Below are 24,950 nucleotides of genomic sequence, written 5' to 3' on the forward strand. Positions count from 1 at the left end.
ATGGACGAGTTGACGCCCGCCTCACTCCGCCTCGGATTGCTCTACAGCGGCGGCAAGGACTCGACGCTCGCCGCCCTGCTGCTCGAGGACTTCTACGACGTGACGCTGACGACGGCCACATTCGGCGTCACCGACGACTGGACCTACGCGCGAGACACCGCCCGCTCGCTCGGCTTTACGTTCGAGAAACTCGAGCTCGATCCCGACGTCGCGACCGAGGCCGTCGAGACGATTCGCACCGACGGCTTCCCGCGAAACGGAATCCAGCGGGTCCACCAGCACGCCCTCGAGCGCCTGGCGGGGATGGACTTCGACGCCATCGCCGACGGAACGCGACGCGACGATCGAGTGCCGACGGTCTCGCGTGCCCAGGCCCAGAGCCTCGAGGATCGCTACGACGTCGACTACATCGCGCCGCTGTCGGGGTTCGGTCGCCAGGCGGTCGACCGGCTGGTCGAATCGACCCTCGACGTGACGGTCGGGCCGAGCGAGGAGATCACGCGGGCGGATTACGAGGCCGAGTTGCGAGCGCTCATCGCCGAGCGCGACGGTGAGGCGGCACTCGGGTCGATCTTCCCGGCTCACGAACAGACGCACGTCACGGGTGTCCAGGACTGGGATCGCTGAAACCCGAGCAACTCGAGCGCGTCACTCGAGCGGCGTTTCGTATCGACGGGAGAGGAGTTTCGACTGTTACAGGAGGATCGAGCCCGTCTCGAGAACGGTTACGACGATCGAGGTCGCCTCCTCGATCAGTTCTTCGTTACCGTACTTGAGCGCGAGGTAGAGGAGCCCGAACTGGAACGCGTTGTACCCGGCGTGGGCGGCGATCGGCACGAAGAGATTGTCGGTGATCGCATACAGGTAGCCGAAGATGACTGCCGCACCGGCGACGATCAGTATCGAGGCGAACGTCCCCACGAGTGGCTGTCCACTGACGAGGTAGATTGGAACGTGGACCAGGCCGAAGATGGCACTCGTCACGACGATCGCCTGTGGTTTCGTGAACGCTTCGTAGAGTCGCTTCTGTATAATTCCCCGGAAGAGGAACTCCTCGGCGGGAGCGTTGAACAGGAAGACGATGACGATCATGATGAGTACCATCGTCGGATCTTCGCCGACGAACTGGAGAATTTGATTCGACGTCGCTTCAATTCCGATAACCTGGATGACGACGCCTGCGACCATCACGAATGCGATGCTCCCGACCACGCCGACGATGCCGATGATCGATTGGCGAATGCTCGGAATCGAGAGGTCGACGAACCCCAGCCCGCGGCCAGTCCACTGTAGATACGCGCCACCAACGACGACGAATCCGATGAATTGTGGGATCAGGTAAAGCGCCCTGACCTCGTAGGAGGTCTCCAGCGGCGCTTCGGCTACCTGTGGGTCGACGAGTACCGCCGGTAGAGAAGCGAACGTTTGTGCTATAAATCCGGCAATTATCAGTCCAACGGCGACGAGTACGGATCGGGTGTACCCGCTGGTCCGATTCACGGTGTCCATAGTAACGTGTTAGCGTCCCACCTCTTTGGCGTTGCCTTCCCGGATTCACTCGCCGTCGCGCCAGGAGTCCGGCACGTCGATCACGTACCGGCCGTCTTCCTGCAGGGAGACGATGTACTCCTCGCGGTCGTAGAGTTCCATCAGGTTGAGTTCGTACTGGCCGGGCTTGAGGATCTTGATGCTCTCGAACTGCTCGTTGAGTTCCTCGCGGAGGTCCTCGAGCGAGGGGCGGTCGTCGTCGGTCGGTTCGCTGACGACGCGACCGTTATCGACGTCGGGGCCTGCCTTCTCGTCGGCCGGATCGGTCGCACTCGAGGCGGGGAGTTCGTCGCTCGAGACGACGTCGCTCCGCGCGCTCGCCTGGGCGGCGTCCTCGTCCCCCTCGCTTCCTTCGGGTTCGGTGTGGGTGTCACCGGCTTCGACGGTCGGGTCGTCTGCTCGAGGCGCGGATCGTTCGGTGTGTTTCTCCGCTCGCTCCCGGTCGTCGGGTCGTCGTGCCGACTCGGGCCACTCGGTGAACTCTGCGGGCGCGTCGTCCTGCTCGGACGAGGCGGGTTCGCTCGCAGTTTGGGGCCAGGTGCGGTTCGTCGACGTCGATTCCGACGTCGAGGTGGCCCTGGATCCAGAACTGGACTCGGCTCCGGACTCGGGCCCGGATGCCGATTCGGACACTGACCCCGGCCCCGACTGCGTAATACCGCGTCCATCGCCGTCACTCCCACTCGAGGACGCCGACTCGGACGCTCGCGTGATACCGCCGGACTGACCGCCGGTGGCTGACCCGGTGTTGGGATCGGTCCCGCTCGAGGTCGCGGTGTCGGACGACGCCGGCGCAAACTGGAACTTGTTGCCGCCACAGTTCGGACACCCCGAGAGCATCTCTTTGGATCCGTCGGGGAACGTCCGATCGCAGGTGGTACACTGGTGTGGCATTCGTCGTCGCTAGCTCCGGGAGACGAGTGCGCTGATGAGCGTCTCGTCTTTGTGCAAGGTCTCGATCTGGTTCGCCGGCCCGATGACGGTGAGTTTCTTCGGCGACTCGTCGTTGCCCATGATCCGACCGAGCAGCGAGGAGTCGCGGGTGCCGGACTTCGGATAGGTCTCGATTTCGATGCCGTTGAACTCGTCGGGGCTGATCTCGGCCATCGTCACCTCGATCAGGCGACTCTCCTCGTCCGGGGTGAGTCCCTCCTCGAGAATGACGATGTTGCCGTCGTGGACGCCGTCGAGGATCATCCGGATCTTCTCCATGCTCGCCAGACCCTCCATGCGCTCTCCGCTGATGAGGTCGATCTGGACGCCGTCGTGGCGGTTGTCGTCGGCTTTGGTTGCTTCAGGCATGGTTATCCAAAGTACTCCGCGATGTTCTCGTACACTTCGTCCATGTTCTCTCCTTCTTTCGCCGACAGCGGGACCGTCTTGTGCTGGGGGAAGGCGTCCTCGATCCGTTTGACGCTCGATTCGGGGAGGTCGATCTTGTTCGCGAAGATGAGTACGGGCAGGTCGCGCGATTCGATGATACCGATCAGCATCGTGTTGACCTGCGTAATCGGGTCCTCGGCGCTGTCGAGCACGTAGATGACGCCGTCGACGTCCTCGCGAAGCCAGTGCATGGCCTCGGCGACCCCCTCGGTAGCCTCTCGAGAGCGCCTGATCGCGTCGTCTTTCTCCATCTCGTCGGTGAACTCCTCGTAGTCGACTTTCGTCGTCACGCCGGGGGTGTCGACGATGTCGATGGTCACCGACTTGCCGTTGCGCTCGATTTCGACGTCTTCTTTCCGGCGAGCGCGCCGGGTTTCGTGAGGAATGTGGCTTTCGGTGCCGATGGCGTCACCGGTCCAATCACGGGCGATACGGTTCGCGAGGGTCGTCTTCCCGGCGTTTGGAGGGCCGTAGATGCCGATCCGCTTTGGCTCCTGCTCGGAGAAGAGCCGATCCGTCGCGCGAGAGATGCTATCTTTGAGTCCTGTAAACAATCCCATCCTGGAGATCCTCCACACTTGCGAGTGTGTCTGAACGTACTACAGAACCGAATTCACTTAAGTCTACGTCAGACAGAGGGATTGTCACACATGGGCGACGGTTTCGACCACGAGACCGTATCCTCTCCCGCGATTTTGTCCGTGGGTGACTCGAGTTCGGGTCGACTCGAGCCGCTCGAGGACGTCTGGGCGCTTCGAGAACCGCTGGCGTCGGTTCGGATTCCCGATTCACAGAAAGCGGTCAGTTGTTGGGGGAACCGAGACGGTTTTCGCGCTCAGCACCCTCTACCCGAACGTACAGTAGACTGCTCAATGGCTCCATCCCACGACCACTCCACATCGGCAGATCCCGCCCCCGATTCCACCGTCAGTTTCTCCCTCGAGGGCGTCCGAACCGGCTTTCTGACCTGTATCCCGGTCGCGCTCGGAGTCGCCGGCTACGGCGTCGCCTTCGGCGTCGTCGCGAACCAGGCCGGCCTCAGCGTCGCGGAAGCCGCGCTGATGAGCGCGACGGTCGTCGCCGGGGCTTCTCAGCTCATCGCGGTCGAACTCTGGGCTGATCCGCTTCCAGTCACCGCAATCCTCGTAACGACCGTCGCCGTCAACCTCCGGTACTCGCTCATGGGCGCCGCCCTCGAGCGCTGGTTTCGTCACCTCTCGCCTACCCAGGTCTACGGTAGCCTCTTCTTGATGGCCGACGAGAACTGGGCGCTCACCGTTCGCGACCTGAAAACGGGAAGCGGTCGTGGCGCCTTCCTCCTCGGCAGCGGCATCGCGGTCTGGACCTTCTGGGTCGCCTCGACGGTCGTCGGCGTCCTCGCCGGCGGCGTCATCGGGGATCCAGCCAGGTACGGCTTCGACTTCATCCTCGCCGCTGTCTTCCTCGCGCTCGCGGTCGACCTCTGGGACGGCCGGTCGACGTTCGTCCCCTGGCTTGTCGCCCTCGCTACGGCGCTGGTCTCCTCGTCGGTACTCCCTGGCCGCTGGTACATCCTCCTCGGCGGACTCGCCGCGGCGGCCCTCGAGGTGATCCGCTACGATGCGTGAGGGATGGCTCTCGCTCGACCCGCTCGTCGTCGCCCTCGTCCTCGCGATGGCCATCCTCACCTACCTCACGAAAGTCGGCGGGCTCTGGGTCCTGAGCCGACTCGAGGTGAGCGACCGCCTCGAGGCCGGACTGTCGGTGCTCCCGGGGGCGATCGTGATCGCGATCCTGGGCCCGGAACTGGCGTCGGGCGGGCCACCCGAGTGGGCCGCCGGAGCCGTCGTCCTGGCACTCGCGTGGCGAACGGAGAACATCCTCCTGGCGCTGTGTGGTGGCATCCTCGCGGTCGTGGCGTTTCGCGGATTGGTGTAGCGTCGAGGCGAAACACGTGTAGGCTTCTCGCTCGAGTTGCGAGCATAGTACTATCATCAGTGAGTGGGCAGTCACACCGATTCACGGCCCATCGCCCGCGAGCCAGGCCGGTCAATCCGACTGGTCGCTCACGGCCACGTTTCGAAACTCAAATTGCGCCCCACCGGCGTCGCTCTCGGTCAACTGCAGGTCCCAGTCGTAGATGCCGGCCAGTCGGTCGACGAACGCGAGTCCCAGCCCGGTCCCGTCCGTGTCGGCAGTCGTCGTGAACCCCGGCTCGAACACCAGCTTCCTGTCTTCGGGTGGGATGCCGTTCCCGTCGTCCGCCACGTAGAACCCACCCGCCACCGTTCCGACCTCGATCACCACGTCCGACCCGCCGTGTCGAATCGCGTTCTCGAACAGGTTCCTGAAGAGGTGTCGCACGTACACCTCGTCCGCTTCGATCACGAGGTCGACGTCGACCGTCAGGCTTGCCTCTCGGGTCTCCACGTCCTCCCAGACGTCTCGGGCCATCTCGGCGAGTGACACGGGTGCACGCTCCCCGACGGCGTCCCCACGGCGCGTCAACACGAGCATCACGTCGATCATGTTCTCGATCCGGTCGAACGACTCCACGACGTTTTCGACCGCCTTCGGCGCGGCCTCCTCCGGCAGGTGCTGGGCGTAAATCTGGCCGATCGTCACCGGGTTCCGGAGCTCGTGGGCGAGCATGCTGGCGAACTTCTCGAGGCGCGTGTTCAACTCCTGGAGTTCCGCGACCGTCTCCTCGAGTTCGTCCTGGTAGGTGTGGCGCTCGATCGCCGCGGCGAGGAGGTTGGCGACGCTCTGGACGAAGTCGACGTCGTGGTCGGTGAACGCAATCTTGTCCGTCGTATGGACGCCCAGGATCCCCCACGGATCGTCGACAGTGCCGATGATGACGCTGATGCCGCTCACCACGTTGTGATCGGTGAGGAGGTCCGGGCCACTGAATCGCTCTTCGGTCCGCAGGTCGTCGACGACGACCGGTTCCTCCGAGAGGAGCGTGTACCCGGCTTGCGAGTTCGTATCCGTCGGGACCTCCGCCTCCCCGACGATCCCCTCCTGCCAGCCGACCCCCTGTCGCAGGAAGACGTTCCCGGAGGGGAGCAACTCGAGTACCTTGCAGTAGTCACAGCCGAGGGTCTCCGCGACCGTCGCCGCCGCGTCGTGCATGAGTCGATCGATGTCGTCCGTCTCGAGAGCCCGTCTCCCCAGCGAAGAAATAACTTTCTGCTGATGAATGCGGGTGTGAAGTTCAGTTTCCGAGTCGGACGATGAACTCATCGTGGCAGCCATTATTCTGAACCCGCATAAGTTTCTGTCCAATACACATTGGGTTCAATTTCACGGCCGGCGGTGATCCGTACTGTTACTTTTTCGCTGCTCTCGATACACTGGCAGATGATGGTGTGGATCAGGAACGCTGGCCCCGAAGCATCATTGGCTCTAACGAATCGCATGACGGAGGCGACTGGAACACGAATCGTGACGAGCTCCAGCCAAGGTGGCGGCAGTGGGTTTATATATGCCATACCGCCGGCTAGTGGATTCGAACCGTGACGAAACGTAGCGGGCGCGACGGGATTTGAACCCGCGACATCCTGGTCCGGAACCAGGGACTCTGTCCACTGAGCTACGCGCCCTCGTCGATACAGATTGACTACGGCCGTATAACGTTTCTGTCGTGGCTAGTCTTCGCCTCGAGCGGTCGGCGCCTCGAGGTCCTGTTCCTCTCCGACATCGCCCACGTCCGTGTCGTCGATGTACTTCTCCTTCCAGGTACCCCGAGTGAACCAGGCGACCCCCACGGTGGCGCCGAGGACGTTCCCCAGGGCCATGCCGGTCCAGACGCCGGTTTCGCCCCAGCCGAGGGCGGCGAGGGTGATCTCGACGCCGGGAATCGTGACCGACCAGGAGAACGCCAGCACGAGGACGCTCACGACGCGGCCGACCCAGAGGGTGAGCATCGAGATGACCATCGCGGTCTTCGTGTTTCCGGCGCCGCGGAAGGCGCCGAGGATGACCTGCGAGACGCCGATGAAGGCGAACTCGACGGAGCGGATGCGGACGTACTCGACGCCGTAGGCGATGGTCGCGGGAGCGTCGGGGACGTCGCCGAGGAAGACGCTGACGATGGGTTCGGTGAAGGCGACGGCGATCACGGCGACGACGAGCATCACCCCGGCGCCGGTCGAGGCGGCGAGCCAGACCGAGCGCTCGGCGCGGTCGCTCCGGTCGGCGCCGAGGTTCTGGCCGACCATGGTGTCGATGGCGCGACCCAGCCCCATCGCGGGCAGGAAGACGAGCGAGATCAGCCGGTTGCCCAGCCCGTAGGCGGCGACCACCGGCGGCGAGAACGTGACGATCATGGCGGTGAGCGTGATCATCGCCATCGCGCTCGTGGTCTGTTCGACCGTGCTCGGCACGCCGAGGCGGACGATGTCCTCGATGACCTCGAGGTCGAGCGGGAGGTGCTCGAGGCGCACGGCCGGCCCGCTCGCGGTGGTGAAGAGGATCCACAGGCCCATCACGGTCGCGACGCCGCGGGCGGCGATCGTCGCGAGTGCGGCACCCTGGATCCCCAGGCCAGAAAAGCCGGTCCAGGCGTAGAGGGCGGCTTCGAGGCCCTCGAGGTTGAGCCAGACGAACAGGGGGTTGTCGGCGAACCCGAAGATGAAGAACGGGTCGAGCAGGACGTTGAGGAAGACGGAGACGACCATCACGAGCATCGGGGTTCGGGTGTCGCCGTAGCCGCGCATGAGCGCCGAGAAGACGAAGAAGCCGAACATGAGGGGGATGCCCAGGAAGATGACCTCCATGTAGTCGGCGGCCAGCGGAATCACCGTCGCGGCGGTGTCCTGGTCGCTGGGCAGGAGCTCGAGGGCGGGGCGGGTGTAGAAGTAGCCGCCGATGCCGATGAACACCGAGAGGAGGCCGACGAACGAGAGGGTCTGGCCGGCGACGAGGCCCGCGGATCGATTCCCTTTCGCGCCGGTGTACTGGGCGACGAGAATCGCACCGGCGGTGGTGAAGCCGCCAGCGATGGCGATGAGCAAGAATATTAGCGGAAAGGCGAGGCTAATCGCGCCGACGGCCTCGGCAGAGAGGCGCCCGAGGTAGAGGGTGTCGACGACGTTGTAGGTGACCTGCAGCAACTGGATGACGACGATGGGCCAGGCGAGGCGAAAGAGCGGTCGGACGAGGCTCCCCTCGGTGATCGAGGCGCTGGTGTCGACGGGCGTGGAGTCGGCTGGAGGGTCGCCGTTGCCATCGACGTCGCCGTCCACACCAGCGTCGTCGTCCGGGGCTGGCCGGTCGCTCGAGGCGTCTGACTCGTCGCTCACTGGTTGAGGATGTAGGAGCGGGACAATGAACGTTCTGAACCTGTCCCGGCATCCTCCGTCGACACACGCCTCGAGCGGTGTCCCCGCTATCGGTTCGCTCGAGGAACCCTACTCGACCAGTCGCTCGATTTCGGTGACCAGGATGTCGCTCGCACCGGCGTTCTTCACTTCGGTGATGGTCTCGAACACCTCGCGCTCGTCGACGACGGCGTGGACGGCGACGGACTCGCCGCCTCCGTTGGCGATGTCCATGATCGTCGGGCCACCCATGCCGGGGATGACTTCGCGGACGGCCTCGAGCCGATCGCTGGGAACGTTCATCATCAGGTATCGTTTGCCGTCGGCGGCCAGCACCGACGAGAGCGCGGTACGAATCTCCTGAACCTTGGGGTCCTCGAGGACGTCGTCGCGGGCGAACAGGCGGACGGAACTCGAGAGGACCTCCTCGATGACGGCGAGGCGGTTCATCTTCAGGGTCGTCCCCGTGCTCGTGATGTCGACGATGGCGTCGGCCATCTCGACGTGTGGCGTCAACTCCGTCGCGCCCGTGACCTCGACGATCGAGGGCTCGAGTCCACGCTCGTCGAAGAACTGCCGGGTGACGGTCGGGAACTCCGTGGCGACGGTCTTGCCCGCCAGATCCTCGACGGCGTCGATGTCGCCATCTTCGGGCGACGCGAGCACGAGCCGACAGCGGCCGAACTCGAGGTCGAGCAGCTCGGCGACGTTGCCGACGTCGGCTTCCCGGTACTGGTCGTAGCCGGTGATTCCGAGGTCGGCCGCCCCGTCGGCGACGTACTCGGGGATGTCCGCGGCCCGGGCGAAGAGGATGATGACCTCGGGGTCGACAGTGTCGGCGTAGAGCTTCCTGGCGGCGCCGTTTTCGAGATGAAGGCCGGCCCGCTCGAGGAGGTCGATCGTCGGGTCGTGCAGGCGGCCCTTGTTGGGGACGGCGAGACGCATTTGACGGTGATTGGGTGCGCGGCGGGAACTGTCTTTCCATCGCAACCGCCCTCCGTTTGCTCGATTCTGGCGAGGTCGCTTCGTCTCGAGCCAATTAAGAAATCTCCCGTCTGATTCCGGGAATCGGCGTGCTCGGTAGCCGATTACTGTACGGTAAACGGGAACTGCGTGGGAAGCGAGTCGAAGGCGTGCAGTCGACTGTCGACGACCTAGAAACTGACCCGCGATCGAGATTTCGCTGGGCCGTCTCGGAACCACTCGAACGAGGCAGGCGACCAGTCAGGTTCGTCCGTTTCGAAGCGGACATCGGTACGAACGCTCCAGCGACGCCATCCCCCAGTTCCAGGTCGGTAAGCGTACGTTTACCCGTTCGTGGTCGATTGCGCCCGCCAGTTACCGCTTTCTAATATCGATCTGCGAGCGAAACGATCCGTCCCAATTTACGTCCGACCGTACATCTCGAAGGTGTTATGGACGAACCCACAGATCAACCCGGGGAGAGTCGATTGTCGGCAGACCGAGAGACGATCCGCCGCTGGGCGGACGAACACGCTGCGACGCCCGCTCGCCACGAGGACGAACCGGATCGTTACCGCATCCTCCCGGAGTCCGAGACGATGGGATCCCACGAGACGGTCGAGTGGGACGAGTTCTTCGGCCGACTCGACGAGGGCGATCAGGTGGTAATCTACCACGGTGCGGAGGCGTCCGAACCCTTCGAAGTGACCCGTCGCGAAGAGGCCCTCACACGAAGCAACGTCGATCGAGAGGACCTGAAAGAGCGCCTCCTCGAGGGCGAGACGGTGACGACGGAGATTACCGAGACCACCGTCGTCGAGAGCGTCGTCGTCGAGGAGACGAGCATCGAGAGCGAACTCGTCGACACCGAGGTGATCGACGAGAGCGTGGTCGACGTCGAACTCCTGCAACGGGAGTGTACGAGCTGTACGCTCGTCGACGAGGGAGGGAGTGATCGTGATCACGCGGACTGGTTCGACGAGGACCGCTACTACGACGCGGTCGACCGTACGGGGTCAGAGCCCGTGCCCGCAGACACCGGGGCAGGCTCCATCGAGTCCACCGACGTCCCGTACTCCGCCGAACTCGAGGTCGAGGAGATGTGGTCGGTTACTCGCGAGTTCACCGAACGGTTCACTGTCGAGAGCCACGTCGCGGGCACCGACGTGGTCGAAACCGACACCGTCGAGGACCGCGACATCGACGTCGAGGGACTCCAGCGCACGATCGCCGAGAGTGACCTTCTCGACGTCGACGTGTCGACCGACAACGTGCTCACGGAGTACGAGGTCGAATCCGAGGTGAGCGAAGACGACCGAATTCACACCTACTTCACCCGCGAACACGTCGTCCAGGACGAGGTAGTCGACCGGAAGCGCCTGGACGCCGACGTGACCGGGGGCGAACTCCTGGCGATGGAGACCGTTCACACCGAGGACGTCGTTACCGAGGAATCCGGAACGATGCCGACCGGCACGACCGAGGGCGGGGTCGTCGAGGGTGCCGAAGGGGAGTCGATGGGAGCTACCGAAGGGGAGTCGATGGGAGCTACCGAAGGGGAGTCGATGGGAGCTACCGAAGAGGAGCCGATGGAAGCCACGGAAGGGGCCGGGCGAGTAACGCTCTCCGACGACGAAATCGGAAAAGCAGTCGTCGACACCGCGGGCGAGGAACTCGGAATGGTTACCGACGTCGAAGAGGGCGGCGAAACGATGTACGTCGATGCCCACCCGGGGATCACCGAGAAGATCAAAGCCGCGCTCGACTGGGGCAACGTCAACGACGACGACTTCCCCGTCGATGCCACGGAGATCGAGCGCGTGACCGACGACCAGGTAGTACTCAAAGGAGCCGAGGAGCTCGGATCGGACGAGAAATCGATGTAGCCCGGTCGCGTAATTTCGCCCGCTGTGTTCTTCGAGCGGCGGGTTCTTTTTCGAGACGCTGAGCGACTCATCCACTTTCACTTCATCGACCCACCGGTCGTGACGGTTTCCAATCGAAATTTGGATGTCGAGATACCCTCATTTTGAAAGGCACAACTCGCTTGAACCCGTAGCCCGTAGTCTCCACCATGACGAAACGACGCGCCCACCTCGAGATAACCGGGATGTCCTGTGCGACGTGTTCGGGGACCGTCGAGGACGCCCTGAGCGATCTCGAAGGGGTCGAGGAGGCGAGCGCGAACTTCGCGACCGACGAGGGGGTCGTCGCCTACGACCCCGACGAGGTCAGCCTCGAGGCGGTCGTCGAGGCGGTGTCGAACGCGGGCTACGAGGTCGCGACCGAAACCACCTCGATTCCCGTGATGGGGATGTCCTGTGCGACCTGCTCGGGAACCGTCCAGGAGGCGACGGAGTCCCTCCCCGGGGTCGTCTCGGCGGACGTGAACTTCGCCTCGGACGAGGCCCGGATCCGGTACAATCCGTCGGACGTCTCGCTGGCCGAAATCAGGCGAGCGATCGAGGAGGCGGGGTACGAACCCGCAGGCGGCGATGACGAGGAAGACGAGGGCCAGCGCGAGCGTGCCGTCGAGCGCGAACTGTCCCGGCAGCGACGGCTGGTAATCGGCGGCGGCCTGCTCACCCTGCCGTTCGTCCCGATCATGCTCGCGATGCTCGGGCTGATCCCGCCTCTCCACGAGGTGCTCGGAATCGGCGAGGGAGTCGTCGACTGGGCCGAGTTCGCCATCGCGACGGTCATGATGGCGACCCTCGGCCGCGAGTTCCTCGTCGGCGCCTACCGCGCGTTCGCACACAATCGACGGGCGAACATGGACACTCTCGTCGCCGTCGGTACCCTCGCGGGCTACGTCTATTCGACGGCCGTGCTCACGATCGGGCTGACCGGCAACCTCTACTTCGAGGCCGTCGCGTTCATCCTCTGGTTCATCACGCTGGGCAACTGGCTCGAGGTCCGCTCGAAGGCGCGAGCGGGCAACGCCCTGCGGGAGCTCCTCGAGATGGAGGCCGAGGACGCCGCAGTCGTGCGAGACGGGACTGAAGTACAGGTCCCCCTCGAGGACGTCCAGGTCGGCGACGTACTCAAGGTCCGACCGGGCGAGCGGATTCCGACCGACGGCGTCGTCCTCGAGGGCCAGAGCGCCGTCGACGAGTCGATGTTGACCGGCGAATCCGTCCCGGTCGAGAAGGGCGAGGGCGACGACGTCGTGGGGAGCACGATCAACGAGAACGGCGTCCTGCTGGTCGAGGCGACCAAAGTCGGCTCCGAGACGGCCCTGCAACAGATCGTCGACCGGGTCAAGGAGGCCCAGTCCCGCCAGCCCGAGATCCAGCGGGTGGTCGACACGGTGAGCGCCTACTTCGTCCCGGCGGTGATCGTCAATGCCGTGGTCTGGGCCGTCCTCTGGGCGCTGTTCCCCGACGCCCTCTACGGCACCTCGGCCTGGCTCGGCTCGTGGATCCCCGTCCTCGAACCGGTCGGCGGCGGCCCGGTCGCGGGCGGCGTGCCCGTCCTCGAGTTCTCGGTCGTCGTGCTCGCCTCCGCGCTGTTGATCGCCTGCCCCTGTGCGCTCGGGCTGGCGACACCCGCGGCGACGATGGTCGGCTCCACGCTGAGCGCGACCAACGGCGTCCTCTTCAAGGGTGGCGACGTCCTCGAGCAGGTCCGGGGGGTCGACACCGTCGTCTTCGACAAGACCGGGACGCTGACCCACGGCGAGATGACGCTGACCGACGTGGTCGTCCTGGACAGTAGCGACGAAGCGAGCGGAGTCGCGGCCGACGGCGGGAGCGAGACGGACCCCCGCGCCGACGGCGGCGTCCTCGAGACGCACGAGGAGTCCCTCGAGTCGTTCGTCCTGGGGGCCGCGGCGGCCGCCGAATCGGGCTCGGAACACCCCATCGGGCGCGCCGTCGTCGAGGGTGCCACGGATCGCGGTATCGAGATAGGCGACCTCGAGGACTTCGAGAACGTCCCCGGTCACGGAATCCGCGCGGAGACGACCCGCGGGACGGTCGTGGTCGGCCGGCGAAAGCTGCTCGAGGACGAGGGAATCGACCCCGAGCCAGCCGAGGAGACCCTCGAGCGCCTCGAGCGCGAGGGGAAGACCGCGATTCCGGTCGCCGTCGACGGCGCGTTGCTGGGCGTCGTCGCGGTGGCCGACGAGGTTCGCGAGAGCGCGACGGAGACCGTCGCCGCTCTGCGAGAGCGGGGCATCGAGGTCGTCATGCTGACCGGCGACAACGAGCGGACGGCTCGAGCGGTCGCGGAGCGAGTGGGAATCGACCCCGAGAACGTCCGAGCGGGCGTGCTGCCGGAGGACAAGGCGGATCACGTCGAGGACCTGCAGTCGGCCGGCGGCGACAGCGACGGCACGCGAGTGATGATGGTCGGCGACGGCGTCAACGACGCCCCCGCGCTCACGACGGCCCACGTCGGCGTTGCCATCGGATCCGGGACCGACGTGGCCATCGAATCGGCCGACGTGACGCTGATGCGCGACGACCCCGCCGACGTGCTCAAGGCGATTCGCATATCGGAGGCCACCTTGCGGAAGGTCCGCCAGAACCTCTTCTGGGCGTTGATCTACAACACCACGCTGGTCCCGATCGCCTCGCTCGGGTTGCTCAACCCCGCCCTGGCCGGTCTGGCGATGGCGACCTCGAGCGTAAGCGTGATGACGAACAGCCTCTCGTTCGCCGCCTACGACCCCCACGAGGACTACCGGCCGCTGGTCACGCGGCCGCTCGAGTGGATTCGGCGATAGCGACTGGCCAGGAGTTGGATACATTTTCGAGTTCCCCAGTCTCGATGAACGTCGTTCTGTATTATCCTCCATAACAGAACGAAAATCGGGCATCGAGTACTATTCACAGACATAATATAGCTGGGGCGTCAGTGACACACATGGGCCAGTTCACACACGCCGATCTCGAGATTGCGTCGGCGTACGACGCCTACATCGACGGCGAACGGACCCCACCCGTCGAAGGAGACTACAGCGAACTGATTGACCCGGCGAGCGAGGAACCCTTCACGCGCGTCGCCAGCTGCACCGAGGCCGACGTCGACGACGCCGTGCGAGCGGCGCGGCGAGCCTTCGCGGAGTGGCGAGAGACGCCCCCGGACGAGCGGGGTCGACGGGTTTACGAAATGGGACGCATCATCCGCGAGCACGTCGACGAACTCGCCGCCCTCGAGAGCCTGGATCAGGGGAAGCCGCTATCGCAGGCGCGAAGCGACGTCGAGAGCGCGGCCCGCTACTTCGAGTACTACGCCGGGTTCACCGACAAACTCGAGGGCAAGAGCATCCCACTCGGTTCCGACACCCTCGATTTCACGATTCGCGAACCCTACGGCGTGAGCGCGCAGATCACGCCATGGAACTTCCCCGGGAATCTCTTCGCGCGCGGGACTGCCCCCGCGCTGGTCGCCGGGAACGGGGTCGTCGTCAAACCAGCGCCGAACACGCCCCTGAGCACGCTCCGGCTGGCCGAACTGTGCGCGCAGGTGGATGTTCCCGACGGTCTCGTCAACGTCGTTCCCGGCGGCGGGGAGACAGGGGCCGCGCTCACCGGTCACGAGGATGTCGACACGATCACCTTCACGGGCAGCGTCCCGACGGGCCAGGCCATCATGCGATCGGCCGCCGAGTCGATCACGCCCGTCACGCTCGAGCTCGGGGGCAAGAACCCCGCGATCGTGTTTCCCGATGCCGACCTCGAGGCTGCGACGGAGACGATCTCGACGGCTATCTTCACGAACGCCGGGCAGGTCTGTTCGGCCGCCGACCGGGCGCTCGTTCACGAGTCGATCTACGACGAATTCGTCGAACGAATCGTCGACCTGGCCGAGGAGTACGACCTCGCTCCCGGGGCCGAGGACGCCGACATGGGGCCGCTCGCCTCCAAGGAACAGTTCGAGAAGGTCACGAGCTACGTCGACCTCGGGCAACGTGAGGGCGCGACGCTCGCGGCCGGCGGCGGGACGCCGGATCGGCCCGGCTACTTCGTCGAACCGACCGTCTTCGCCGACGTCGAACCCGGGATGCGAATCGAACAGGAAGAGATTTTCGGTCCGGTCCTCTGCGTCGTTCCATTCGAAACCGAGGCCGAGGCCCTCGAAATCGCCAACGGCGTCGAGTACGGGCTGGTCTCCGGCGTCTTCACCGGGGACGTCTCGAGGACGGGTCGACTGGCGAGGCGCCTCGAGGCGGGGAACGTCTACGTCAACGACTGGTTCGTCGACACCCAGCAGACACCCTTCGGCGGGTACAAGCGGAGCGGTATCGGCCGCGAAAAGGGCCTGGAGGCCCTCGAGTCTTACGTCCAGACCAAGAACGTCGCCATCGCGCTCGAGGACGGCGGCGGCAACCTTCCGGGTGCGTGATCGTCCGGTCCTCGTACCTGGGAGAACGTTGTTCGGCGACTCCACGCCGAAGGCAGTTTTGATCGGTCGCCGGTCGAATATGGTGTAATAAATCCGGATATTTCCTCCATAAGAGAAAAATTTCCACATTTATCATGCTGGTTATGGAAACTGTTTTATCATCGAGCGATAATAGTGATACGAGCGTCATGACTGACATTTCCACACAGGGTGCGATCGACGCGTCGCGGCGACGGCTCCTCACGGCGATCGCAGCGGCTGGCGGGGTAAGTCTCGCGGGGTGTACCAGCGACGACGGGAACGGCGACGGCGGGAACGGTGGCAGCGGGAACGGTGGCAGCGGAACCAGCGTCTCGCTCGGCATCGGGCGGGGCGCGTGGGACCTGATTCCTGCGCGCGACACCGACTTCGACTCCAACAAAGTGTACTCGCTGATCTACAACAATCTCGTGGACATTACCCCCGAGGGCGAGTACGTCCCCCAGCTGGCGAGCGACTGGGAACTCGAGAGCGACACCCAGTACGTGTTCGAACTCGAGGAGGGGGTCACGTTCCACAACGGCGAGGACTTCACCGCCTCGGACGTCCAGTACACCTACGAGTGGATCGAGACCGAGGAGAACCCCCGGAAGAACTACGTCAGCGCGATCGAGGAGGTCGTCGTCGAGGACGACTACACGGTTCGTTTCGACCTCGCACACCCCCACGCGCCGTTCCTCGACAACGTCGAGAAGGTGATGTGGCCGCTCTCGGAGGCGGCCGTCACCGAATACGGCGAGGACTACAACTCGAATCCGGTCGGGACCGGTCCGTACGAACTCGTCGAGTGGAACTCGGGGCAAAACGCGATACTCCGAAAGTACGACGACTACTGGCAGGACGACCTGCCGAACATCGACGAGATCGAGTTCCGCATCCTCCCCGACGAGTCCTCGATGGTCTCCCAGCTCGAGACGGGGTCGATCCAGGCCGTCGACCAGCTGTCGCCCCAGTACGTCGACCAGGTGGAGAGCGCCGACGGCATCTCGGTTATGCGCACCGAGGACGTCAGCTCCGGTCGCGTCGATTTCAACACCGACGTCGAACCGCTCGACGACCGTCGGGTCCGCCGGGCCATCGCGTGGGCAATCGACAAGGAACAGATCGTCGAGACGGTCCTGCAGGGGTACGGCGAGGCCGGGAAGTCGATCCTCCCGAGTTCGTTCGCGGCCTACAACGGCGACCTCTCTGACTTCAATCACCCGAATGGGGACCCACAGCAGGCCCAGGACCTGCTCGCAGAGGCCGGTCACGAGGACCTCTCGCTCGAGATCATCAGTTCGACGACGACCCAGCACGAGCAGGCGGCGACGCTCATTCAGAGCATGCTCGAGGACATCGGCGTCGAGGCGAGCGTGCAGACGCTCGACGGCTCGACGTTCTGGACCCGCGAGCAGGAGGGCGACTTCGAGATTGCCGTCTCCAACTGGGAATCGTTCGCCGACCCCGACGAGTTGCTCTACCTCCACCACACCGACGGTCTCAACGTCTGGAACATTAGCAACGACGAACTCGACGCGCTGCTCGAGGACCAACGCGAGACACCGGACCAGGAAGACCGCCAGGAACTCCTCGACGAGATTCAGCAGATCGTCTACGAGGAGGCGTACTCCGTCTACACCTACTACCCCGAGCGGATCCAGGGCGTCTCGGACCGATTAGAGGGATTCGAACAGTACCCGCACGGCTCGTTCCGCTCGCTCCACGAGGCGACCTACGAGTGAGTCAGAGGGTCTGAATAAAATATCCTCCCTCGATATATAGTTGAATATTGTTCTATAATTCTTCTAAATTCGGAACAAGGTCCCGATATCGACCCCCGCCTCCCAAAACTTCATGTCCGTTCGAACTGACCCTCGAGTATGTCTGACAGTGACAGAAGCGTCCTCGTGACCGGGGCCGGGTCGGGGATGGGCGAAGCCACCGCCCGGCGGTTCGCGGCGACGGGTGCGAACGTGCTGGTCGTCGACCTCGACGAAGAGGGAGCCGCGGCGACGGTCGAGGCGGTCGAGGCCGACGGGGGGACCGCCCGGAGTCACGTCGCCGATGTATCCGATCCAGCAGCCGTCGAGGGGATGATCGACTGCGCGGTCGAGGCGTTCGGCGGCCTGGACGTGCTCCACAACAATGCCGGGATCCCGCAGGAGTCGACACCCATCGAGGACGTGACCGAGGAGACGTGGAACGCCACCGTCGACGTAAACCTCAAGAGCGCGTTTCTCGGGGCGAAGTACGCGGTGCCCGAACTCAGGGAGAGCGACGCGGGCGTAATCCTCAACACGGCCTCGACCGCCGCGATTCGTCCGCGGACCGGGCTCTCGGCGTACGTCGCCTCCAAGGCCGGGATGGTCGGCCTCACGAAGCAACTGGCGTACGAACTGGCCGAGGACGGGATTCGCGTCAACGCCATCTGTCCCGTCGCGACGGACACGCCGATGCTGCAGGACTTCGCTGCCGGCGACCTGAGCGTCGAATCGATGCACGACACCATTCCGCTCGGTCGGCTCTGTGAACCGGAAGACGTCGCCGGCGCGGCCGTCTTCCTTGCCAGCGAGGACGCCTCGATGATCACCGGCACCGCCCTCGAGGTCGACGGGGGGCGCGACATCTGACCATGGTAACCCGAACTGCTATCGCGGACGCCGTCGAGTCGCGCCGGGCGGACGGCCTCGAGTTCCTGACGGAGTTCCTCCGGATCGACACCGAGAACCCGCCGGGGCGAAACTACCGCGAGGGAGCCGAGTTCCTCCGGGAGCAACTCGAGGCGCGCGAGTACGATGTGGACGTGATCGACGTCCCCGACCAGGTCGTCGAGGAGTACTACCCGGACCGGACCGACCACGACCGGATGAACGTCCTCGCCCGACTGGACGAGGGGCGCGACGGCCCCGACATCCACTTCACGGGCCACTACGACGTAGTCCCCGCGGGCGAAGACTGGGCCACCGACCCCTACGAGCCGACCCTCGAGGACGGGAACCTCTACGCCCGCGGGGCGAGCGACATGAAGTCCGGCATCGCCGCGAGCGTGCTGGCCGTCGACGCACTCCGAGAGCTGGGCGTGCCGCTCGAGGGCTCGATCACCCAGAGCATGACCGTCGACGAGGAGACCGGCGGCTTCACCGGCCTCGGCGAACTGGTCCGGGAGGGACACATTTCCCGGGAGAACACCGACTACTGCGTCTACACCGAGTGCTTCGACTCCTCGCGGATCTGCCTGGGCCACCGCGGCGTGTTGAAGTTCCGTGTCGTCACCCACGGCGAGAAAGCTCACGGCTGCATGGCCCACGGCGGGGAGAACGCCGTGATGGCGATGAACGACTTCCTCTCGCGGATCGGCGAGTACCGCGAGACCCTCCACGAGCGGACGACGGACGAACCGGTCGTCCCCGCGGCGTCGGCCCGGGCGGACGTCTCCGCGACGATGATCGACGCGGGTTACTCCGAGAACGTGGTGCCCGACCGCTGTACGGCCGCGTTCTACCGCGTGCTCGTCCCCGAGGAGACCGTCGACGGCGCTCGCGAGGAGCTCGAGGCGCTGATGGCCGAGACCGAGGCCGCGACGGGTGCGCGGGTCGGCTACGAAGAGATCATGTTCGCCGAACCCGCGCTCGTCTCGCGGGACTGTACCGTCGCCCAGACGTTCGCGCGGGAGATCGAACCCCACCACGGGCCGCCGGAGTACGTCGTCTCGCCGGGATCGGACGACCAGCGCTTCGTCGTCAACGACGCCGGCATCGAGGAGTGCATCGTCTACGGGCCGGGTCTGCTCGAGCAGGCTCACGTCGAGGACGAATACGTGCCCGTCGAGGAGGTCGTCACGGCCGCGACGGTGATGGCCGCTGCGACGGCGGATCTGATGGGGCACCTGGATGGCTGAGTTGCCGTCGCCGGAAACGATTCGAGAGCGAGCGCTCGAGGCGGTCGAACGCTGCTCGGACGACCCTGGAGCGGACGGGGGCTGCGACGGACGAGGTGGACGGAGCGAGCCCGTCAACCTGCTCGTCGGCCCGCTCGACGGCACCGACCCGCTGGCCGACCTCGAGGTCGCGACCGACCCTGAAACCGGTGAGGCCGTTTATCGCGGACCTCAGGCGGCCCGAGCGGGGCTGCTCGCCGTCGCGGCGACGGTCGCCGGGAGCGAGGAGGCGGACGGGGAGTCGAACGCGGCCGCGGACACGACCGCCCGACTGCACTACCCCGAGGCGGATCTCACTGCAGAGGGTCCCTGGCTCGTCCTCGAGCCCCTCGGGGGCCGACTGTCGACCGTCGTGCGGGGACGAGCGAGGGTGTCGGTCGACCTCGAGCACGCGCCGGAGGCGAGCGCGAACTACCGGCGACTCGAGACCGACGAGAACCGACTGTCGGCCGTCCTCGAGGCCGCGAAGCCGTCTCATCCCCACTATCCCATCGAGGACGACCGAGACGGGGTGTTCACGACTGGAATGACCACGTTCTCGCTGGCCGGCGTCGAGACCAGCGACGAACGGCTGACGGTCGTCCTCGAGGCGGCGACGACGCCGACGACCGACTTCACCGAGATCGAGTCCCGGTTCGAACCCTGCACGAGCGTCGAGTCGGTCCGCTTCGAGCACGTTTCGGGCGTCGACCGTGCCCGACCGTCCCGAGCGACGCGGACGGCCGTCGAGGGCGCCCACCGCGCGGTGCTCGGGGACTGCGCGTACGACTGGCTGGCGCCCGGATCGCCCCTCGAGGCCGTGCCGACCCCCGACAAGGTGGCGCTCGGGACCGGCGAACCGGGTGAACCGTTCGGCGCGGACGCGTTCGCGACCGGGACGCGACTCCTCGAGGAGACGCTGGCCCGTATGGAGGGATCGGCGTGAGAACCGTCGCCGCGCCCGTCGAGGGCGAGTACGTTCGCGTCGAACCCCGGTCGGAGCCGGGCATTGAGGTCAACGGCATCCCGGCGACTCTCGAGTGCGTCCGCAAGGCTGACGTGCGCGTCGACCTCGTCGAGCCGGACGCCGCCGACACCGGCGACGACCGCGCGTTCGTGGTCGAACACGTCCTCGGCCCCCTCCGCCTCTGTGGCGTCACCGCCGCGTCCGTCACCGGAATCGCCGGCGAGTGGGACTTCTCCCGGCCGGAACACCGCTTCTGCTACGCGACGACGCTCGGCCCCGACGCGGTCGTGAGCCACCCCGCGGGACTCCCGAATCCCGCGCTCGCGAGGGCCGTACGCGAGGTCGGCACGGAACCGATCGACGGCGAGGCCCGCGCGACGCTCTCCGAGTCCGTGACCCGCGAGACCGATGTCGGCGCGATCACCGTTTCGCCCGCCGAGACGGGATCGGGCGTCTCCCTCGACCTCGAGTACGACGGCGCGCGCTTCGGCGCGGACGTCCCCCACGACGGCGCTCGAGGCGACGTGATCGAGGCGATCACCACCGCGACGACGCCGTACCTCGCGCCCGACGCCGAAGTGGCCGTCACGCACGCCGCCGCCGACGTGCTCTCGGACGTCGTGGTGATCGGCGGCCTCGAGGACGTCCACATCGAGGCGAGCCTGGGCGGGGCCTACCACGCCGAGACGATTGGGATCGCGCGTCGCGCCCGGGAGCAGGGTGCCGTTACCGCGCTCGAACGCCCGGCAGCGGACCGGTGACCTGTCAGATACCCGTGGAACCTATCAGATACTCGTGAAGACACACGTTTTTATGTGAGACGGCGCTCTACGTGAAGTATGTCGAACACGCGCTCTCGGGGCGAGACCTTCGATCAGACGGACGTTGACCTCCTCGAGTACGTCGAGAACGACTTCGACGTCAACCTCAATGTCCTCTCGGAGGAACTTGGCCTATCTAAATCCGCGATCCACTACCGACTCGAGAAACTCAAGGACCGGGGCGTCATCCGCGGGATCACGGCCGACCTCGATCCGGTGCCGTTCGGACTGGACATGGTGGCGCTGACGGAGATTTCGGTCACCCACGAGCAAGGGTACTCCGAGGACATCGGGACCGAACTCGCGGCGATCGACGGCATCGAACAGGTCTACTACACGATGGGCGACGTGGACTTCGTAACGATCGTGCGCGTCCAGGACCGCGAACAGATGAACGAGGTCATCGACGAAATCGTCGGCATCGAGGGCGTGAAGGAAACGTCCTCGAGATTCGTCATGGACGAGATCAAGAGCACTCCGCGGGTCGTCTCGGTGATGTCTGAGGAGATGAAGCGGATCGTCCAGGACGGGGATCGCTGATCGGCGTCTCGACTCGACTCGAGGCGCGTTTCCCGCCGTCGAGGGGAACGGGAGATGGGTGTGGGTAGGGGTCCGAAGACGTCGACCTATGCGTTCGGCCAGCGCTCGATGTACACCGTCTCGTCGGTGTAGAACCGAACGACGTCCTCCGCCTGGGCGTGGAGATCGCCGAAGAACGAGTCCTTCTGCCCACCGAAGTGGAAGAAGGCCATCGGCGCGGCCGTCCCCGCGTTGACCGCGAGGTTGCCCGCCTCCGCCCGATGGCGGAACTGGCGAGCCTCCGACCCGCTCTCGGTGAAGAGGCTCGCGGCGTTGCCGAAGTCGCTGCGGTTCATGACCTCGATTCCCTCTGCGACGTTCTCGACCGCCATCGCGCCGAGGACGGGGCCGAATATTTCCTCTCGGCAGATGGTCATCTCGGGGCTCACGTCCCGGAAGAGACAGGGGCCGAGGAAGTTGCCCTCGCTGTCGCGACCGACGTCCCGGCCGTCGACGACCAGTTCGGCCCCTTCCTCGAGGCCGGTTTCGATGAACTCTCGAACCCGCTCCTCGTGTTCGGGCGTGATCAGCGGACCGACGGTGGTCTCGGGGTCGAGACCGTCGCCGACGACCTGTCTCTCGGTCTCTGCGGCGAGGAGGTCGACGAACTCCTCGTAGACGGCCTCTTCGACCAGCACGACGTCGTTGGCCAGACAGCGTTCGCCCGAGCACGCCAGCGCGGAACTCACCGTCTTCTCGGCGGCGAACTCGAGGTCGGCGGTCGCGGAGACGACGACGTGGTTCTTCGCCCCACCCTGGGCCTGGACGCGCTTGCCGTGAGCGGCCGCCTTCTCGTAGACGTGTTTCGCGACGGGGGTGGAACCGACGAAGGAGATGCCGGCGACGTCGGGGTGTTCGAGGAGGGCGTCGACGGTGTCGACGCTCCCGTTGACGAGCTGGACGACGCCGTCGGGGAAGCCGGCCTCCTCGATGAGTTCGAACAGCCGCTGGGTCACGAGCGGGTCTCGTTCGCTTGGCTTCAGAATGAAACTGTTCCCGGTTGCGACCGCGTACGGGAGGAACCACAGCGGAATCATGCCGGGGAAGTTGAACGGGGTGACGGCGGCGAACACGCCGAGAGGCTCCCTGACGGCCGTCTCGTCGATGTCGGGGGCAGCGTGCTGGACGTGTCCCGCCTGCATGAGCGTCGGGATGCCGCAGGCGACTTCGACGTTCTCGATGCCTCGTCGGAGTTCCCCTCGAGCCTCGCCCATGGTCTTTCCGTGTTCGCGGACGAGGATCTCCGTGAGTTCGTCAAGGTGGTCCTCGAGGAGGCGCTTCAGCTCGAACAGCGGCTGGATGCGCGCCTCGACGGGCGTCTCTCGCCAGTCCTCGAAGGCGGCCATCCCGGCCTCGACGGCCGCGTCCACGTCCTCGTCGGTGCTGAAGCCGACGTATCCGAGGGCGTCGCCGGTCGCCGGGTTCACCACGTCCTGGCCGTCCGCGCCAGGGGCGACCCACTCCCCGTCGACGTAGTTTTTCACCGCCCCGAACTGTTCGGTGGTATCGTGTAGCATTCGTCTAGGGCTGTCCGCCAGCCACTATAAGGCTTCTGAAATTATGGATATTGTACTCCCTATACATAGAAAATATGGACTGAATGCTGTGTAACCCTGAAATGTAGAATTTTGTCCGAGAAATCTGATTAAGGGATAAATATTAATCAACAGAGTCCGATAGCCGTGGTAGGGACATGGTAACGGATAACTCGAGCGACGGGCTGAACGCCGTCGAGGCGATGGACAGGGAGTACGTCTTCGGGACGTGGGCCTACCAGAGCGAGGTCTCGCCGACCCAGATCGTCGGTGGTGATGGCGCCCGGTTCACCGACGCCGACGGGAACGAGTACGTCGACTTCTCCGGGCAACTCATGTGTTCGAACCTCGGTCACTCGGCGACGGCGGTCGAGGACGCTATCGCCGACCAGGCTCGAGCGGGGGCGTACTTCGCGCCGGGCTTCGCCACCGAAGCGCGGGCCGAACTCGGGAAGAAACTCGCCGAGGTGACGCCGGGAAACCTCTCGAAGTCGTTCTTTTCGACCAGCGGCACCGAGGCGGTCGAGGCCGCGATCAAGATCGCGAAGTTCTACACGGGCAAGGACAAGATCGTCTCCCGGTACCGCTCCTACCACGGCGCGACGGCGGGATCGATCAGCGTCACCGGCGACCCCCGCCGACTCGCCGCCGAACCCGGCATTCCGGGCGCGATCAAAGCACCCGACCCCTACGCCTACGGGTCGACGCTCGACCCCATGGAGAGCCTCGAGTACATCGACGAAATGCTGATGCTCGAGGGCGACACCGTCGCGGCGGTGCTGGTCGAACCGGTCGTCGGCTCGAACGGCATCCTGGTCCCGCCTGCAGAGTACCTCCCGCGGCTGAAGGAGATCGCCCACGACCACGGCGCGTTGCTCGTCTGCGACGAGGTGATGACCGGGTTCGGTCGGACCGGCGAGTGGTTCGGCAGCGACCTCTTCGACGTGACCCCCGACGTCATGACGATGGCGAAGGGGCTCACGGGCGCCTATCAACCGCTGGCAGCGACCGTCGTAACCGACGAAATCGCCGCCCACTTCGAGGACAACATGTTCACGCACGGCCACACCTACGCGGGCCACCCGGTCGCCTGCGCGGCGGGGCTGGCGGCCGTCGAGACCTACGAATCCGAGGGGTTGATCGAACGAGCGAACGAGGTCGGCTCGTACCTGGGCGACCGAATCGCCTCGCTCGAAGTCGACCACCCGAGCGTCGGGAACGTCCGCGGAACCGGGCTGTTCCACGGGATCGAACTCACGAAGCGGACCGACGAGCGGGCCCCCTTCGGGACGCGCAAGGACAAACTCTCGAAGGGGTCGACCGTCGTCGACGAGGTCGCCGCCCGCGCCCTCGAGCACGGGACCTACGTCGCCAACATGATCAACACGCTCATCGTTGCGCCGCCGCTGACGATCACCCGGGCGGAGATCGACGAGGCCGTTGCGGCGATCGACGCGGCCCTCGAGGTCGCCGACGCGGCGATGGAGGCGTAGCCCGGACCGTTCGAGCGGCTGCCGGTGGGAGCGTCCGCCCGGAGTCGAGCCACCAGTCGATCAACACGAT

21 protein-coding genes and 1 tRNA gene are annotated in these 24,950 nt (G+C 65.4%); 13 read left to right on the forward strand and 9 right to left on the reverse strand.

Annotation, left to right across the window (positions count from 1 at the left end):
* On the forward strand, nucleotides 1-627 hold the full coding sequence (locus tag ACFQS4_RS04365) for a DUF7411 family protein (RefSeq protein WP_497902465.1): 627 nt from the start codon (nucleotides 1-3) through the stop codon (nucleotides 625-627).
* Between the two features lie 66 nt (nucleotides 628-693).
* Here ACFQS4_RS04365 and ACFQS4_RS04370 read toward each other — a convergent pair whose 3' ends face one another.
* The 4 genes from ACFQS4_RS04370 to ACFQS4_RS04385 are packed head-to-tail and all read right to left on the reverse strand — an operon-like array spanning nucleotide 694 to nucleotide 3,491.
* Nucleotides 694-1,509, reverse strand: coding sequence for a CPBP family intramembrane glutamic endopeptidase (locus ACFQS4_RS04370; protein ID WP_497902466.1), 816 nt, complete (start codon nucleotides 1,507-1,509; stop codon nucleotides 694-696).
* Nucleotides 1,510-1,554: 45 nt separating this feature from the next.
* Entirely contained in the window at nucleotides 1,555-2,442 is an 888-nt protein-coding gene (locus ACFQS4_RS04375; RefSeq protein WP_497902467.1) for an OapC/ArvC family zinc-ribbon domain-containing protein, read from the reverse strand.
* Nucleotides 2,443-2,451: 9 nt separating this feature from the next.
* Nucleotides 2,452-2,850, reverse strand: a complete 399-nt coding sequence (locus ACFQS4_RS04380) for a DUF2073 domain-containing protein (protein WP_312911337.1) — start codon at nucleotides 2,848-2,850, stop codon at nucleotides 2,452-2,454.
* Between the two features lie 2 nt (nucleotides 2,851-2,852).
* A complete protein-coding gene (locus ACFQS4_RS04385) occupies nucleotides 2,853-3,491 on the reverse strand; it encodes an Era-like GTP-binding protein (protein ID WP_253432329.1) in 639 nt (212 codons plus the stop codon).
* Nucleotides 3,492-3,803: 312 nt separating this feature from the next.
* On the opposite strand from ACFQS4_RS04385, the gene ACFQS4_RS04390 reads away from it, so the two are divergent.
* The gene (locus ACFQS4_RS04390; protein ID WP_497902468.1) at nucleotides 3,804-4,538 is read left to right on the forward strand and encodes an AzlC family ABC transporter permease; all 735 of its coding nucleotides are present in this window, start codon (nucleotides 3,804-3,806) and stop codon (nucleotides 4,536-4,538) included.
* Nucleotides 4,531-4,848, forward strand: a complete 318-nt coding sequence (locus tag ACFQS4_RS04395; protein WP_497902469.1) for an AzlD family protein — start codon at nucleotides 4,531-4,533, stop codon at nucleotides 4,846-4,848. Before ACFQS4_RS04390 ends, ACFQS4_RS04395 begins: the two co-directional genes overlap by 8 nt.
* Before the next feature lie 111 nt (nucleotides 4,849-4,959).
* Here the strand turns inward: ACFQS4_RS04395 and ACFQS4_RS04400 are convergent, their stop codons facing one another.
* From ACFQS4_RS04400 to hisG, 4 genes are all read right to left on the reverse strand, one after another.
* Nucleotides 4,960-6,156, reverse strand: coding sequence for a sensor histidine kinase (locus ACFQS4_RS04400; RefSeq protein WP_497902470.1), 1,197 nt, complete (start codon nucleotides 6,154-6,156; stop codon nucleotides 4,960-4,962).
* A 286-nt stretch (nucleotides 6,157-6,442) separates the two neighbouring features.
* A tRNA-Arg gene (locus ACFQS4_RS04405) sits at nucleotides 6,443-6,515 on the reverse strand.
* A gap of 45 nt (nucleotides 6,516-6,560) precedes the next feature.
* Entirely contained in the window at nucleotides 6,561-8,216 is a 1,656-nt protein-coding gene (locus tag ACFQS4_RS04410) for an MATE family efflux transporter (RefSeq protein ID WP_497902471.1), read from the reverse strand.
* Between the two features lie 108 nt (nucleotides 8,217-8,324).
* Nucleotides 8,325-9,179: an ATP phosphoribosyltransferase gene (gene hisG, locus ACFQS4_RS04415; RefSeq protein WP_497902472.1), complete on the reverse strand. Its 855-nt coding sequence runs from the start codon at nucleotides 9,177-9,179 to the stop codon at nucleotides 8,325-8,327.
* 470 nt (nucleotides 9,180-9,649) lie between these two features.
* Between hisG and ACFQS4_RS04420 the strand changes: the two genes are divergently transcribed.
* From ACFQS4_RS04420 to ACFQS4_RS04460, 9 genes are all read left to right on the forward strand, one after another.
* Nucleotides 9,650-11,083 (forward strand): DUF8593 domain-containing protein, encoded by a 1,434-nt coding sequence (locus tag ACFQS4_RS04420; RefSeq protein WP_497902473.1) that lies wholly within the window; start codon nucleotides 9,650-9,652, stop codon nucleotides 11,081-11,083.
* A 188-nt stretch (nucleotides 11,084-11,271) separates the two neighbouring features.
* On the forward strand, nucleotides 11,272-13,926 hold the full coding sequence (locus tag ACFQS4_RS04425; RefSeq protein WP_497902474.1) for a heavy metal translocating P-type ATPase: 2,655 nt from the start codon (nucleotides 11,272-11,274) through the stop codon (nucleotides 13,924-13,926).
* Between the two features lie 140 nt (nucleotides 13,927-14,066).
* Nucleotides 14,067-15,548: an aldehyde dehydrogenase family protein gene (locus tag ACFQS4_RS04430; RefSeq protein ID WP_497902475.1), complete on the forward strand. Its 1,482-nt coding sequence runs from the start codon at nucleotides 14,067-14,069 to the stop codon at nucleotides 15,546-15,548.
* A gap of 188 nt (nucleotides 15,549-15,736) precedes the next feature.
* Nucleotides 15,737-17,311 (forward strand): ABC transporter substrate-binding protein, encoded by a 1,575-nt coding sequence (locus ACFQS4_RS04435; protein WP_497902476.1) that lies wholly within the window; start codon nucleotides 15,737-15,739, stop codon nucleotides 17,309-17,311.
* Nucleotides 17,312-17,449: 138 nt separating this feature from the next.
* Entirely contained in the window at nucleotides 17,450-18,199 is a 750-nt protein-coding gene (locus ACFQS4_RS04440) for an SDR family NAD(P)-dependent oxidoreductase (RefSeq protein ID WP_497902477.1), read from the forward strand.
* 2 nt (nucleotides 18,200-18,201) lie between these two features.
* Nucleotides 18,202-19,467: an ArgE/DapE family deacylase gene (locus tag ACFQS4_RS04445; protein WP_497902478.1), complete on the forward strand. Its 1,266-nt coding sequence runs from the start codon at nucleotides 18,202-18,204 to the stop codon at nucleotides 19,465-19,467.
* Complete coding sequence (locus tag ACFQS4_RS04450; RefSeq protein ID WP_497902479.1) at nucleotides 19,460-20,431, forward strand: hypothetical protein; 972 nt, start codon at nucleotides 19,460-19,462, stop codon at nucleotides 20,429-20,431. Before ACFQS4_RS04445 ends, ACFQS4_RS04450 begins: the two co-directional genes overlap by 8 nt.
* Complete coding sequence (locus ACFQS4_RS04455) at nucleotides 20,428-21,213, forward strand: hypothetical protein (protein WP_497902480.1); 786 nt, start codon at nucleotides 20,428-20,430, stop codon at nucleotides 21,211-21,213. Before ACFQS4_RS04450 ends, ACFQS4_RS04455 begins: the two co-directional genes overlap by 4 nt.
* A gap of 78 nt (nucleotides 21,214-21,291) precedes the next feature.
* Entirely contained in the window at nucleotides 21,292-21,813 is a 522-nt protein-coding gene (locus ACFQS4_RS04460; RefSeq protein WP_497902481.1) for an Lrp/AsnC family transcriptional regulator, read from the forward strand.
* Nucleotides 21,814-21,899: 86 nt separating this feature from the next.
* On the opposite strand, the gene ACFQS4_RS04465 is transcribed toward ACFQS4_RS04460, so the two are convergent.
* Nucleotides 21,900-23,369, reverse strand: a complete 1,470-nt coding sequence (locus ACFQS4_RS04465) for a CoA-acylating methylmalonate-semialdehyde dehydrogenase (RefSeq protein WP_497902482.1) — start codon at nucleotides 23,367-23,369, stop codon at nucleotides 21,900-21,902.
* A 176-nt stretch (nucleotides 23,370-23,545) separates the two neighbouring features.
* Here ACFQS4_RS04465 and ACFQS4_RS04470 point away from each other — a divergent pair, with 176 nt between their 5' ends.
* Nucleotides 23,546-24,880, forward strand: a complete 1,335-nt coding sequence (locus ACFQS4_RS04470) for an aminotransferase family protein (RefSeq protein WP_497902483.1) — start codon at nucleotides 23,546-23,548, stop codon at nucleotides 24,878-24,880.
* Nucleotides 24,881-24,950 lie beyond the last annotated feature (70 nt).

Origin of the sequence: Saliphagus sp. GCM10025317 (assembly GCF_042663665.1) — an archaeon.
Taxonomy (GTDB): Archaea; Halobacteriota; Halobacteria; order Halobacteriales; family Natrialbaceae; genus Natronosalvus.

Bases quoted from the DNA above. Each gene is read 5' to 3' on its own strand.
- ACFQS4_RS04365 (WP_497902465.1), top strand. From the start codon at position 1: ATGGACGAGTTGACGCCCGCCTCACTCCGCCTCGGATTGCTCTACAGC.
- ACFQS4_RS04370 (WP_497902466.1), bottom strand. From the start codon at position 1,509: ATGGACACCGTGAATCGGACCAGCGGGTACACCCGATCCGTACTCGTC.
- ACFQS4_RS04375 (WP_497902467.1), bottom strand. From the start codon at position 2,442: ATGCCACACCAGTGTACCACCTGCGATCGGACGTTCCCCGACGGATCC.
- ACFQS4_RS04380 (WP_312911337.1), bottom strand. From the start codon at position 2,850: ATGCCTGAAGCAACCAAAGCCGACGACAACCGCCACGACGGCGTCCAG.
- ACFQS4_RS04385 (WP_253432329.1), bottom strand. From the start codon at position 3,491: ATGGGATTGTTTACAGGACTCAAAGATAGCATCTCTCGCGCGACGGAT.
- ACFQS4_RS04390 (WP_497902468.1), top strand. From the start codon at position 3,804: ATGGCTCCATCCCACGACCACTCCACATCGGCAGATCCCGCCCCCGAT.
- ACFQS4_RS04395 (WP_497902469.1), top strand. From the start codon at position 4,531: ATGCGTGAGGGATGGCTCTCGCTCGACCCGCTCGTCGTCGCCCTCGTC.
- ACFQS4_RS04400 (WP_497902470.1), bottom strand. From the start codon at position 6,156: ATGAGTTCATCGTCCGACTCGGAAACTGAACTTCACACCCGCATTCAT.
- hisG (WP_497902472.1), bottom strand. From the start codon at position 9,179: ATGCGTCTCGCCGTCCCCAACAAGGGCCGCCTGCACGACCCGACGATC.
- ACFQS4_RS04420 (WP_497902473.1), top strand. From the start codon at position 9,650: ATGGACGAACCCACAGATCAACCCGGGGAGAGTCGATTGTCGGCAGAC.
- ACFQS4_RS04425 (WP_497902474.1), top strand. From the start codon at position 11,272: ATGACGAAACGACGCGCCCACCTCGAGATAACCGGGATGTCCTGTGCG.
- ACFQS4_RS04430 (WP_497902475.1), top strand. From the start codon at position 14,067: ATGGGCCAGTTCACACACGCCGATCTCGAGATTGCGTCGGCGTACGAC.
- ACFQS4_RS04435 (WP_497902476.1), top strand. From the start codon at position 15,737: ATGACTGACATTTCCACACAGGGTGCGATCGACGCGTCGCGGCGACGG.
- ACFQS4_RS04440 (WP_497902477.1), top strand. From the start codon at position 17,450: ATGTCTGACAGTGACAGAAGCGTCCTCGTGACCGGGGCCGGGTCGGGG.
- ACFQS4_RS04445 (WP_497902478.1), top strand. From the start codon at position 18,202: ATGGTAACCCGAACTGCTATCGCGGACGCCGTCGAGTCGCGCCGGGCG.
- ACFQS4_RS04450 (WP_497902479.1), top strand. From the start codon at position 19,460: ATGGCTGAGTTGCCGTCGCCGGAAACGATTCGAGAGCGAGCGCTCGAG.
- ACFQS4_RS04460 (WP_497902481.1), top strand. From the start codon at position 21,292: ATGTCGAACACGCGCTCTCGGGGCGAGACCTTCGATCAGACGGACGTT.
- ACFQS4_RS04465 (WP_497902482.1), bottom strand. From the start codon at position 23,369: ATGCTACACGATACCACCGAACAGTTCGGGGCGGTGAAAAACTACGTC.
- ACFQS4_RS04470 (WP_497902483.1), top strand. From the start codon at position 23,546: ATGGTAACGGATAACTCGAGCGACGGGCTGAACGCCGTCGAGGCGATG.